This window comes from Bartonella sp. AP20NXHL (genome assembly GCF_042196165.1).
In the GTDB taxonomy this organism is placed as follows: domain Bacteria; phylum Pseudomonadota; class Alphaproteobacteria; order Rhizobiales; family Rhizobiaceae; genus Bartonella.
In genome coordinates this window covers 58,287-70,597 of sequence record NZ_JBHIPV010000005.1, presented here as the reverse complement: position 1 = coordinate 70,597, position 12,311 = coordinate 58,287, and the positions used below count along the sequence as shown (strand labels likewise).

Below are 12,311 nucleotides of genomic sequence, written 5' to 3'. Positions count from 1 at the left end.
TTCGATTAAGACTGTTGCAAAAATCCGATTGAATTGGCTACATGTTGATTTAAAATAAATAAACGAGCAATTTAAAGATTTTTAGTTAATTAGGACTACCATCTTTATCCATTTATGCGTAAAAGCACAGATAAAGTAACTTTTTTCAAGGTATGATATATGTCGTATGATAGTTTTATTGCTGAAGTGAATGCAGAATTTCGTCAGGAAAAGGCGCTTGCTTTTTGGAGACGGTATGGTTTTTCAATTATTGGAGCAGTTATTCTTTTTATATTCATGATAGTTGCTTATCAAGTTTATCATCATACGCAAATAAAGAAAGCTGGTTATATTGGTGATGCATTTGTAAAGAGTCTTGATCTTGCGAATACACGTGATTTCGATAAAGCGATAAAGCAATTAGAAACTGTTAAAACCTCTCATTTTGGGGGGTATCCTTTTCTTGCTCGTTTACGTGAGGCTTCTTTACTCATGGAGAAAGGTGATATTATTAAGTCAGTGGAGATCTTTGATTCTATTGCAGCGGATGAGAAAGCACCGCAGATTTTGCAGAAAGTTGCAAAAATTCGGGCGGCTTATATTCTGGTTGATACAGGGACATTAGCTGATGTTGAAAAGCGCATCAAAGATATGGCAAGTGATACCGATCCTATGCGTATGTCTGCAAGAGAAGCTTTAGGCTTAGCTGCCTATAAGGCGGATAAAATGGATGAGGCGGTTTATTATTTTAAAAAAAATTCTGAAGAAGGTGCTTTGGGTTCAAAAATAACAGATCGGGCTCGAATGATGCTTGAGCTTATACAAGCTGAGGGCAAGGCAAATAAGGAATAAATCGATGAGCCTTACCATTGCTATCATTGGTCGTCCCAATGTTGGGAAGTCGACACTATTTAATCGTTTGGTTGGGCAAAAATTGGCTTTGGTTGATGATAAGCCTGGTGTAACACGTGATCGGCGTATTCATGCGGCAAAACTTCAAGATCTACGTTTTGATGTGATTGATACGGCTGGGCTGGAAGAAGCAGGTGATCATACACTCGAGGGGCGTATGCGTTCTCATACAAAAGTTGCAATTGATGAAGCGGATCTTATTTTATTTGTATTTGATGCAAAGAGCGGAATAACACCAAGTGATTTAAATTTTTCTTCATTGGTTCGCAAATCAGGAAAGCCAATTGTGCTTGTTGCCAATAAGTCTGAGTCAAGAGCGGCAACAGGAGGAGAGTATGAGGCGTGGTCATTAGGTTTGGGAGAGCCGTGCCCAATATCGGCTGAACATGGTTTGGGACTTAGTGATCTGCGTGATGCAATTATAGATGCTGTTGGGTCAGAGCATGCTTTTGGCAACAACAAAGAAGAAAATAGGATGATACAGCCTGCATCTGTTGGTGATGATGTAAAGGATTTGGAAGAAGAGGAGCTTATTTACGATGAAAGTAAGCCCATTAGGATTGCGATTGCGGGGCGTCCCAATACAGGAAAATCCACTCTTATTAATAGTATGTTGAAACAAGAGCGATTGTTAACAGGACCAGAAGCAGGACTCACGCGTGATTCTATTTCTGTAGATTGGGAATGGCGTGGTCGTCATATTAAACTTTTTGATACTGCGGGTTTACGTCGAAAATCGAGAATTCAAGAAAAATTAGAAAAACTATCTGTTGCAGATACTTTGCGTGCTATTCGTTTTGCAGAAGTGGTGGTCATTGTTTTTGATGCAACGATACCTTTTGAAAAGCAGGATTTACAAATTGCTGATCTTGTGATTCGTGAAGGGCGTGTTCCAGTTATTGCTTTCAATAAGTGGGACCTTATTGAAAACAGTCAGACTACATTGATTGATTTGCATGAAAAATGTGCTCGATTTCTTCCTCAAGTTCGTGGTTTGAGAGCCGTTCCTTTATCAGGACAATATGGTCAAGGGATTGATAAACTGATGGAAAATGTCATGATGATGCACCGTGTATGGAATCGTCGCATTTCGACGGCTAAATTGAACCAATGGCTTGGAACTGTTGTGGCACATCATCCACCTCCTGCGGTTTCTGGACGTCGACTTAAGGTTAAATACATCACACAGGTTAAGACGCGTCCTCCTGGATTTATGATTTCTTGCTCGCGTCCCAAAAGTATGCCACAGTCGTATTTGCGTTATCTTGTCAATGGGTTACGTGAAACATTTGATATGTCTGGTATACCCGTTCGCATATCATTACGAGCCTCTGATAATCCTTTTGCGACACGTTCCAAGAAGAAATGATAACTCTTTAATTTTTTGAGTGAATGAAATCTATACTTAAGAATCTTAAAAGTAAGTTTTTTCAATGATCTTTCTTTTCATAAAATTAAAATTTTATTTGCTAAAGTTTTAATTTTATTGATGATCATTTATTTGCATGTCATGAGAAGAGTGTGATAGGGAGTATTTAAGAAAGAGTACATAATCCTCTTAATGGGTTATTTAAGTGCAAGAATAGATGCAATATGAGGGTAGGGGAATATAATTATGATGCTTGTGTGAAAAGCAGTATTAGATTATCGTTTCATAAAAATAAAGATTATGAATAAGCGCTTTTGCTTACGATAGTTTTGTCTGAATAAAAAGCAAAAATACTTGCTAAATCTACCGATATTCAATTGTAAAGAGCGAAGTTCATAAAAGTGGATTAAAATTGTATAAAGTGGTATGGTAATCGTATTTAAATTTTATTGTGTTCTATTGGCTTAATCTATTTGAAATTTTAGATTTATTAATATCTTGTATTTAAAGGAACTTCTCTTAATACCCTCAAGCTCATTTCGTGATGGGGCCTGTAATGGCATATGTAAAATACTTTGCGAATAGGATCATATAGAAACCATTGATTATTATTTTCATAAAATAAAAAGTGCAAGTTTATTTGAATAAAAGGTGTAAACTAACGCTCTCATACTGTTTTTTAGCTTTCTATGTTCTCTTTCAAAACTAGGATTGATATAACATTGGGAGCCGGAAAATAAGATGGTATCAGTTGACACCTTTCGTTAAGCGTAAAAATGGTTGTTCTATGAGTTTTATATTATTCACGGGAACTTTTGTTATACATTCACGGGTGCTGTCGTGAAATCGATTTAGGTGCTCAGAATATCTTTTAAAGAAAGCATGTAAATTGAAAAATACGTTATTTCTGCAATAAAATTTATACGATAACTTGTGATAGATTTTTTTAGTATCTTGACGAATAAATTCGGGAACAATATGATGCACACGGTTTTATGAAATGTATTCTTACGTTGCTTTTTAATTAAGGAGCCAATGATGGCGATGGGCGAGAAACCCGTTATGAGCCGTAAGGAGGCTGAAGAGGAAAAGCAAGGAGAGTGTCTTCATTCAGAGGATTTGGAATGTCGTAGTAGGAATTTAAGCGTAGCTTTAGTGCGCAAGCAAGCATTAAAGAAGCGGGAGCATAAGAATAAGCGGGAAAAATCACAAGGAAGGATGGCAGGCGCAATTAAGCTTTCCAGTGAGTTTCTGGCAAGTGTTATAGTTGGTATTGTTTTGGGGTTGGGGTTTGATAAGTTAGCAGGTTCATGGCCTTGGGGATTAGTATTTTTTCTCTTCTTTGGGTTTGCTGCTGGTGTATTGAGTATTCTTCGGTCTGTGGGGTATGTTTCCTCCAGTCAATTAGGAAAAAAAGGCGCATTGCGCCAAAAACAAGATAAAGGGGCCAATGAGAGGTCCGATAAATGAGGTTGAAGTGACAACGCACGCTCCAGATCCTATTCATCAGTTTGAGGTTTCAAGGCTGATTAAGATTTCCATAGGAAATATGGATTTATCGTTTACAAATGTATCATTGTTTACAGTCCTTACGGTTGTTGTAACTTCTATTTTTCTCTTCATTTCGTCATCGAGTCGTGGATTGGTTCCAACGCGGATGCAGTCTCTTTCGGAAATGGCATATGAATTTGTAGCATCGACTCTGCGGGAATCATCTGGTGTGCAGGGGATGCAGTTTTTCCCTTTAGTTTTTTCTCTGTTTACTTTTATTTTAGTTGCTAACTTTATTGGTCTCTTTCCTTATTTTTATACGGTTACATCTCAAATCATGATCACGTTTTCGTTAGCAATGGTGGTGATTTTGACGGTGATTGGTTATGGCTTTTATAAGCATGGGGTCAGTTTTTTGAAACTGTTCGTTCCCAGTGGAGTTCCTGTTGTGGTTTTGCCTCTGGTGACAATGATTGAGGTTATTTCTTTTCTCTCCCGTCCAATTAGTCTTTCTCTTCGTCTTTTTGCGAATATGCTTGCTGGTCATATTACGCTTAAAGTGTTTTCTGGGTTTGTTGTTTCAATGATTGGGGTAGGACTCGTAGGTGTGGGTGGTTCGGTTTTACCGCTTATTATGACTGTAGCAATTACTGCACTTGAGTTTTTGGTCGCATTCCTTCAGGCTTACGTCTTTACGGTTTTAACTTGTATGTATCTTAATGATGCAATTCATCCAGGACATTAATAAAACTGGCGGTTATTCCGTCGAATAATGCAATTTCGCTTTAAAGGAGAATAACATGGAAATGGTGCTTGCAGCAAAATATATTGGCGCTGGTCTTGCTTGCTTTGGTATGGCTGGAACAGCTTTAGGACTTGGTAATATTTTTGGTAGCTATCTTTCTGGTGCATTACGAAATCCATCAGCAGCAGATAGTCAGTTTGGACGTCTCGTCTTTGGTTTTGCTGTAACAGAAGCTTTGGGAATTTTTTCATTGCTCATTGCTTTATTACTTCTTTTTGGGGTTTGATCATCATCAAAAGGGTATATCTGTTCTTGCATGAGGAAAGATTTACCCTTTTAGCTCTTAACCAGAGAGATGCCAGAGAGATGTCAGTCAGTTATCATCGGTTATAGAGGGCTTTAACTAAGCTATTTAAAGGATGAAAGAAGATGTTTGTTTCAAGCGCTTATGCACAGAACACTGAAACGTCGATAGAACATATTAAAAAGGTGGCAGAGCATGCAAATCGTGTGTTTCCGCCTTTTGATTTTGTGCATTTTGGTTCGCATTTTTTCTGGTTGGCAATTTCTTTCGGTCTTTTTTATCTTTTTATCTCTCGTGTAATTGTACCACGTATTGGTGGTGTTATTGAAACACGGCGAGATCGAATCGCATCTGATTTAGATCAGGCAATGCGCATGAAGCAGGAAGCAGACATTGTCGTTGAAACTTATGAGCGGAAATTAGCAGAAGCGCGTTTGAATGCGCAGGCTATAGCGCAGGTAGCTAGTGAAGAATTAAAAGAAAAGGCAGAGCTTGAACGGAAAGAAATTGAAGAGAGTTTAGAGAAAAAACTCGCAGATGCTGAAAAACAGATAGCAAAAATTCGGGATAAAGCGATGCAAAATGTTGGTTCTATCGCTGAAGAAGTAGCTCTTGAAATTGTGAAAAAATTGATTGACGTTGATATTAGCAAAGAGGCTGTTCGTTCAGTTGTTAAAACTGCGGATTATTGAGGAAGACAAAGATGACTGATACTTTTTGGGCATTTGTTGGGTTAGTTCTTTTTTTGGCTCTTTTAGTCTATTTCCAAATTCCACAAAGGGTTATACACCATCTTGATGCGCGTGCGAAGCGTATCAAAGATGAACTGGATGAGGCTCTGCGTCTTCGTGAAGAGGCACAGGAAATATTAGCTGAATATCAACGCAAACATGCAGAAGCAGAAAAAGATGCGCAAGAAATTGTTGCAGCAGCAAAGCATGAAGTTGAATCTATTATTGCTGAGGCCCGTGCAAAAGCAGAAGAATATGTAAAAAACCGTAATAAATTGGCAGAACAAAAAATCGCTCAAGCAGAAGCGGATGCAATACGCATGGTTTCTTCATCGGCTATTGATTTGGCAATTTCTACAGCACGTACCCTTATTGCAAGGGAAATAGATTCTAACAAGGCAGATGAACTTATTAAAGAGTCTCTTGAGAAAGAATCGTTTATCAAAATGAAAACATATCTTAATTAATGATATTTGAGAGATAAAGAACACTCTCTTTGGTTGCATAATTTTCTCAGTATTAATTAATAAAAGTCATAAAAAAGAAAAATTTATCTTTATTGTTTTTACCAGTTAATAGGCTCTTTGATTTTAAATGACAAGTTTTGAGAAGTCTGCAACTGATTGTGTAACAATGTGAGTGCGTTTGAGAAGAGCAAGACGGTTAGCACGAACATCAGGTTTTTTATCATTCACCAATACTTTTTCAAAAAATATATCAATCAATTTTCCAAGTGGCGCTAGCACACTGAGTGCAAATGATAAATTTGTTGCATTGATGGGAGCAAGAACCTTTCTTTCTACTTCACAGATTGCATGATAGAGCTGCTTTTCTTCTTTCTCGATAAAGAGCTCAGGATTAATTTCATTCGCTATTGTTGTGCTTTTTTGAAATTCATTTTCAAGAATATTGGCAGTACGTTTTACAGAGGCTACAAAGTTCATTCCATCATGGGTATTGATAAAAGCGATAAGCGATTCGACACGACGTGCAACCAATAAAAAATCATCAGAATCTTTATTTAAAACGGCTTCAAGGGCATCGTAACGAGCGCCTTCCTCTTTTAGATAGATTTTCAAACGGTCATGAAAAAAGAATAACAGATCTGATAAAATATATTCTGTTTTTTCTGGAAGCAGATTCTGCAATTGTGAATTTTCTCTTTGAGAGATTTCATGTTTGTTTTTTTGTTGTAAGAAAAGATTCGTTGCTAACTGAAACAGTGGCATAAGATTGATTTTCCAATCTCGCGAAAGTACAAGCCTAATAATTCCCAATGCTGCTCGTCTTAACGCATAGGGATCTTTTGAGCCGGTTGGTTTTTCATTAATGAGCCAAAAGCCAACGAGCATGTCAATTTTGTCGGCGAGCATAACGGTTATAGCAAGTGGTTCTTGTGGAAGACGATCTGTTGGACCTTGAGGTTTATAATGGTCTTCGATTGCTACAGCTACGCGAGGATTTTCCCCTTGAAGAAGGGCGTATTTTTTCCCCATAACACCTTGTAGTTCAGGAAATTCTCCGACAATTTCTGTTTGCAAATCAGCTTTTGCAAGGATGGCTGCACGTTTTGCTAAAAGAGGATCTGTTTGTATCAAAGGGGCAATTTCTTGTGCGAGTGTAGCAATGCGTTCTACCCTTGCACCTTGCGTACCCAATTTAGCATGAAAAGTTACATTCAAATGATCAAGTCGCGCCATTCTTTGATCGAGAGGTTTTTTTATATCAAGTTCAAATTTTTTTATAGAAGATTCCAATTGTTGAAGATCAGGCAAATCACGCTGATCAGTTTGCCAAAAATGAAGTGCATCGGAAAGACGGGCACGGACAACCTTACTATTTCCTTTCGAAATTTCTTTGCCTTCATCATTTGCAAGAATATTAGAAACGAGAATAAAATGATGAGAAAGTTTTACGTTTTCTCCTTGTTTACGGGTGACAAAACATTTTTGATTGGCTCGAATGGTCAAGCGAATAATTTCTGGAGGAATATCAAGGAATGATTTTTCAAAATCACCCATCAGGATAACAGGCCATTCAACAAGAGCAGCAACTTCTTCTAGGAGAGGATTATCTTGAACCAGTTCTAAACCGTTTGCAAAGCAGAGATTTTGGGCATCAGCTAAAATAATATTCTTTCGTCTCTCGGCATCCAGAATGACTTTATGAGTTTCAAGTTGAGTAACATAATCATCAAAGCGGCGCACTTGAAATGGCTTTCCATCACTTAAGAAACGATGACCATAAGTTAAATTATTGCTTTTAAGAGAACCAATTGTAAATGGAATAACATGTGTTTCACCAATTTCTGGTCCGAAAATACAAAGAATGTTTTGTAAAGGTCGAATCCACTTCAAAGTACCACTTTGTGCTGAATCTTTTCCCCAACGCATAGATTTCGGCCACGGAAAGTTGCGGATAATATCCGGTAAAATATCGGCAATAATTTCTTCTGCTGCTCGACCTTTTTTAACAATTTTAGCAATATAAAAATGACCTTTTTTATCATCATGTCCAATATGCGCTTCAGAAATATCGTTTAATCCTGTTGCACGTAGAAAACCATCAATTACATGCTGTGGTGATTTTATACTGGGACCTTTGCGTTCTTCATGGATATCTTTTGAGCGTGTGGAAAGTCCGCGTATGTCCAATGTTAGCCGACGAGGTGTCCAATATTCACGAGCAGCTTCATAGATCAATCCAGCATTCACAAGTTGATCTGTAACAGATTTTTTAAGATCAGCAGCAGCTTTTCGTTGCATACGTGCGGGGATTTCTTCACTGAAAAGTTCAAGAAGAAGATCAGACATTAGGCTTCTCCAGTGTATATTTGTCCAGCTTCTGTGAGTAAGAAGGCTTCCCCACAACGGCGCGCGAGATTACGAACGCGAAGAATGTAATTTTGTCGTTCGGTTACAGAAATAACGCCACGTGCTTGCAAAAGGTTAAAGATATGGCTCGCTTTAATACATTGATCATAGGCAGGAAAAACACAGCGATGGAATACATTTTCTTTATTTGGTTTTCCAGCATCAAGAAGTGCGCTGCATTCGCGTTCTGCATCGATAAAGTGCTGATGGAGCAGTTTTGTATCAGCAAATTCAAAATTATAATATGAGTATTCCTGTTCTGCCTGTAAAAAAATATCTCTATAACTTATTTTGTTGTCTCCCTCCAAACCATTAAAGTTAAGGTCATAGACGTTATCAACCCCTTGGATATACATCGCTAGACGCTCAAGACCGTATGTGAGTTCCCCTGAAACTGGAGCGCATTCAATGCCGCACACTTGTTGAAAATAAGTAAACTGAGAGACTTCCATTCCATCGCACCAGCATTCCCATCCGAGCCCCCAAGCACCAAGAGTGGGACTTTCCCAATCATCTTCAACAAAGCGAATATCATGCAGTTTTGTATCAAGCCCGATAGCTTGTAGCGACTTTATATAAAGTTCTTGTAGATTGAGCGGAGAGGGTTTGAGAAGCACTTGGAATTGATAATAGTGTTGTAAACGATTTGGATTCTTACCATATCGGCCATCTGTTGGACGTCGAGAGGGTTGGACATAAGCAACTTTCCAAGGGCGTGGACCTAGAGAGCGTAATGTTGTTGCTGGATGAAAAGTCCCAGCTCCGACTTCCATATCGTAAGGTTGCAAAATTGCACATCCATAGTGTGCCCAATAATTTTGCAAAGTTAAGATTAGTCCCTGAAAAGAACGTTTGGGGTTAAGATGTTCAGGCAGTTTCACGCTTTATACTCTTTATATTGGACTAAACAAAAAACCAAAGTAATTTTAGTTTCTCTATTTATTATTTCATGTGGTTTATGGTTAAGCATCATTTATTGCAAACCAAATTTCAACTTTTCTTGAATTTGTTCAGAATTTTCTGGTTTTCCGTCAATTGCGTGGTTCCATTGAAAGATTGCTTCACGTTTACGTCCAACTTTCCAATAGGCATCCCCTAAATGATCATTCAGTGTTGGGTCCTCAGGTTGTAATCTGACAGCATTTTCTAATATTTGCACTGCTTTATTATATTCTTTTAGTTTATAATAAGCCCATCCTAAAGAATCGAGAATATGACTGTTGTGAGCTTGCAAAGCAGAAGCTTTTTGCAGCATACGGAGCGATTCTTCAAGCTTCTCACCACGTTCCACAAGGGAATAGGCTAAATAATTAAGAACTTGCGGTTGGTTTGGGAAAAATTCAAGTGATTTTCGCAAGTCAATTTCTGCTTTTGGCCATTGCTTTAAACGTTCAAAAGCAATACCACGTTGATAAAAGAGTTTCCAATCGTCCTGCTGAAAGTTTTTTATCTTTGTAATAGCGTAGTCTAGAGTTTTAATGGCCTCAAGAAATTTATTGTCCTGCATATAAAAAGCAACGAGCGTTATCAAAATATTACGATCATTGGGAAATTTTTTATTTAACAATGTGAGTAATTTTATTGCTTCTTTGTAATTGTTGTTATTGGCAAGAAGGAATGCAAGATGAAGTTGTCCATCTTTATAATAAGGAGATTTAGGGGATAAAGCGCGATAAAGTTTAATTGCTTGATGTGGATCGTTCAATTTAGCAGAAATGTGTGCGAGCTGAAACAGTGTTGCGTCATTTTGAGGGTATAATGCGAAAGATAATTGCTTAAAAATACGTGCAATTCGCCCTGAGTTTTTGTAGTTGAGGGCTGTTCCAAAATTATATAATACCTCGGCTGCTCCTTGTTGAGGTGTTTTAATAACTCTCTCTAAGAAAGCATTTTTTTCAATTTTTTCTCGAAAGTTTTTAAGGACTTCGCGACCTGACAACATTTGTTCGCCATGCTGGATTGTTTGAAGAGCTTGGTTGCGCATACTATGGCGCAATTGGAATGAGGCATAGGCTATGATAATACGCTCATAAGTATTAGGAGCGATAAGAGTTCCCTGTTTGTTACTCAGTGCTTTAATGAAATATTTTTTTGCATCCTTTGGCCGTTCTGCAAGGTCGCTCATAAGTGCTAGATGATAAGATATAAAAAGGTCATACCAGACAGGACCTTTGAGTTTCTTAAGATCAGCGATTGCTTGAGATTTTTGTCCAGATCCAAATGTAATCCAAGCGCCGATGAGTTCAGGTATTGGATTATTGGACGTAGGAAGTTCTTTTAATTGGAGAAGAGTCTTGGCATTCTTATAGTCTTTTTTGATGAGACTTTCTACTGACAAAGTTAAGGAAACAAAGGGAGTTATAACATCGTTCTCTTTGAGTTTTTGGGCTTGTTGGACAGCTTCTTTAAAGTTTCCGACCGAGAGCATAGCTTCAAGGAGCTCTTTTTGTGTTTCAATGTTATCAGGTTGATAAACCAGTGCTTGTTTAAAATAATTGATAGCAAGTTCTGTTTTATTTTCATGATTTGCAACCCTTCCAGCTAAATAAGCACCTGTAAATGAGCTTGTATGAGTTGCTGCACTTATTTTACTGTAGGTGGGGGATGGCATCAGCATGATACCCACGATAAAAAGGGCAAAAAGTCGAGATACCGTTGCAGAGCACATGGAGCTAATCCTTTTCAAGATAATCAATTGATGGTGTTGTTTATAAATCATATCTCATTACTTTGTTGAGAAATACTGCGATTCTTGCAAAGAATTCAGTTTACGCGTGAAATACAAAATTCAACAGTCTCAACGAGAGCATTGTAAGCAAGATTTTCATTCATGGGAACAAGAGCATCAATTGCATATTTTCCATAGATGCGTGCTTGTTCTATTGTATCTATGATACTATCATACTTTTCCATTAAGTGTTGCGCGTGTGCAAAGGATTCATCATTATTATTGCCATCTTCAAGCGCTTTTTTCCAGAAATCTTTTTCTGCCATATTCCCACGCTCATATGCGAGAATAACAGGCATTGTGATTTTTCCTTCTCTAAAATCATCCCCTATATTTTTTCCTAAGTTTTGAGCACTACCGCTATAGTCAAGTGCATCATCAATTAATTGGAAAGCTAAACCTAAGGATGTTCCATATTCACGTAATGAAGAACGCTCGTTATTTCCATAGCCAGCAATAATGGGTCCTACTTCAGCGGCTGCTGAAAAAAGTGCTGCTGTTTTTGCATTGATGATTTTGAGATATTCTGAAGGGCTGGTTTTTATATTTTTTGCGGCAGAAAGTTGCATAACTTCTCCTTCAGCAATAATTGCAGCAGCGTTGGCTAGGACAGAGAGCGCTTCTATGGAACCGACATCGACCATCATTTTAAAGGCCTGGCCCAATAGGAAATCACCAACAAGTACACTTGCTTGATTCCCCCAAATCATCCGTGCTGTAGATTTTCCACGTCGTAAATTACTTTCGTCAATCACATCATCGTGTAGTAATGTTGCTGTATGCATAAATTCAACAGCTGTTGCGAGTTTTATATGCCCGTCACTTTGATAACCGAACATATGAGCAGAAGCGAGCGTAATCATTGGGCGTAATCGCTTTCCACCTGATGAAATAAGATGGTTAGAAATTTCAGGGATCATCTCAACCTCTGATTTTGCCATAGAGAGAATAAATTGATTTACGCAATCCATATCTTTTTGAGTAAGATTGACAAGAGATTGAAGAGAAATTTGATTATTTCTTATTTGTTTTAGTTTGATAGCTGCACTCAATGTGTTTACTCCTAGAGTATTGCAATGGACATATATAAAAATTACTTTATTCATTAGCATAAAGGGGGTTTGGTTTTTACTCAAGCTTTTGATGTCGTTTAAAAGTGTTAGCTTGGAATGTTATTGG

11 protein-coding genes are annotated in these 12,311 nt (G+C 37.8%); 7 read left to right on the top strand and 4 right to left on the bottom strand.

Annotation, left to right across the window (positions count from 1 at the left end; translation table 11 throughout):
* Positions 1-159 precede the first annotated feature (159 nt).
* The 7 genes from ACFILL_RS04345 to ACFILL_RS04315 all read left to right on the top strand — a co-directional run bounded on the left by ACFILL_RS04345 (position 160) and on the right by ACFILL_RS04315 (position 5,998).
* Positions 160-831, top strand: a complete 672-nt coding sequence (locus tag ACFILL_RS04345; protein WP_273790395.1) for a tetratricopeptide repeat protein — start codon at positions 160-162, stop codon at positions 829-831.
* 4 nt (positions 832-835) lie between these two features.
* A complete protein-coding gene (der, locus tag ACFILL_RS04340; protein ID WP_273790396.1) occupies positions 836-2,260 on the top strand; it encodes a ribosome biogenesis GTPase Der in 1,425 nt (474 codons plus the stop codon).
* Positions 2,261-3,298: 1,038 nt separating this feature from the next.
* Positions 3,299-3,730, top strand: a complete 432-nt coding sequence (locus ACFILL_RS04335) for an AtpZ/AtpI family protein (RefSeq protein WP_375631017.1) — start codon at positions 3,299-3,301, stop codon at positions 3,728-3,730.
* Positions 3,731-3,737: 7 nt separating this feature from the next.
* Positions 3,738-4,496 (top strand): F0F1 ATP synthase subunit A, encoded by a 759-nt coding sequence (locus ACFILL_RS04330; RefSeq protein WP_273790444.1) that lies wholly within the window; start codon positions 3,738-3,740, stop codon positions 4,494-4,496.
* Positions 4,497-4,551: 55 nt separating this feature from the next.
* A complete protein-coding gene (locus ACFILL_RS04325) occupies positions 4,552-4,782 on the top strand; it encodes a F0F1 ATP synthase subunit C (protein WP_005773968.1) in 231 nt (76 codons plus the stop codon).
* A 143-nt stretch (positions 4,783-4,925) separates the two neighbouring features.
* Positions 4,926-5,492: a F0F1 ATP synthase subunit B gene (locus ACFILL_RS04320; protein ID WP_273790398.1), complete on the top strand. Its 567-nt coding sequence runs from the start codon at positions 4,926-4,928 to the stop codon at positions 5,490-5,492.
* Positions 5,493-5,503: 11 nt separating this feature from the next.
* Positions 5,504-5,998 (top strand): F0F1 ATP synthase subunit B, encoded by a 495-nt coding sequence (locus tag ACFILL_RS04315; RefSeq protein ID WP_273790399.1) that lies wholly within the window; start codon positions 5,504-5,506, stop codon positions 5,996-5,998.
* Positions 5,999-6,121: 123 nt separating this feature from the next.
* On the opposite strand, the gene glyS is transcribed toward ACFILL_RS04315, so the two are convergent.
* The 4 genes from glyS to ACFILL_RS04295 form a co-directional block, all read right to left on the bottom strand.
* Positions 6,122-8,344 carry a glycine--tRNA ligase subunit beta gene (gene glyS / locus ACFILL_RS04310; protein ID WP_375643345.1) on the bottom strand — a complete coding sequence of 741 codons (2,223 nt, stop codon included), beginning with the start codon at positions 8,342-8,344 and terminating at the stop codon, positions 6,122-6,124.
* Positions 8,344-9,285 carry a glycine--tRNA ligase subunit alpha gene (locus ACFILL_RS04305; protein ID WP_375631019.1) on the bottom strand — a complete coding sequence of 314 codons (942 nt, stop codon included), beginning with the start codon at positions 9,283-9,285 and terminating at the stop codon, positions 8,344-8,346. Before ACFILL_RS04305 ends, glyS begins: the two co-directional genes overlap by 1 nt.
* Before the next feature lie 92 nt (positions 9,286-9,377).
* A complete protein-coding gene (locus ACFILL_RS04300) occupies positions 9,378-11,072 on the bottom strand; it encodes a tetratricopeptide repeat protein (RefSeq protein WP_273790402.1) in 1,695 nt (564 codons plus the stop codon).
* 95 nt (positions 11,073-11,167) lie between these two features.
* Positions 11,168-12,244 carry a polyprenyl synthetase family protein gene (locus tag ACFILL_RS04295; RefSeq protein ID WP_375643346.1) on the bottom strand — a complete coding sequence of 359 codons (1,077 nt, stop codon included), beginning with the start codon at positions 12,242-12,244 and terminating at the stop codon, positions 11,168-11,170.
* Between the last annotated feature and the right edge of the window lie 67 nt (positions 12,245-12,311).

What these genes read in the sequence shown, in the direction of transcription:
- ACFILL_RS04345 (WP_273790395.1), top strand. Translation starts at nt 160, where the DNA reads ATGTCGTATGATAGTTTTATTGCTGAAGTGAATGCAGAATTTCGTCAG.
- der (WP_273790396.1), top strand. Translation starts at nt 836, where the DNA reads ATGAGCCTTACCATTGCTATCATTGGTCGTCCCAATGTTGGGAAGTCG.
- ACFILL_RS04335 (WP_375631017.1), top strand. Translation starts at nt 3,299, where the DNA reads ATGGCGATGGGCGAGAAACCCGTTATGAGCCGTAAGGAGGCTGAAGAG.
- ACFILL_RS04325 (WP_005773968.1), top strand. Translation starts at nt 4,552, where the DNA reads ATGGAAATGGTGCTTGCAGCAAAATATATTGGCGCTGGTCTTGCTTGC.
- ACFILL_RS04320 (WP_273790398.1), top strand. Translation starts at nt 4,926, where the DNA reads ATGTTTGTTTCAAGCGCTTATGCACAGAACACTGAAACGTCGATAGAA.
- ACFILL_RS04315 (WP_273790399.1), top strand. Translation starts at nt 5,504, where the DNA reads ATGACTGATACTTTTTGGGCATTTGTTGGGTTAGTTCTTTTTTTGGCT.
- glyS (WP_375643345.1), bottom strand. Translation starts at nt 8,344, where the DNA reads ATGTCTGATCTTCTTCTTGAACTTTTCAGTGAAGAAATCCCCGCACGT.
- ACFILL_RS04300 (WP_273790402.1), bottom strand. Translation starts at nt 11,072, where the DNA reads ATGTGCTCTGCAACGGTATCTCGACTTTTTGCCCTTTTTATCGTGGGT.
- ACFILL_RS04295 (WP_375643346.1), bottom strand. Translation starts at nt 12,244, where the DNA reads ATGCTAATGAATAAAGTAATTTTTATATATGTCCATTGCAATACTCTA.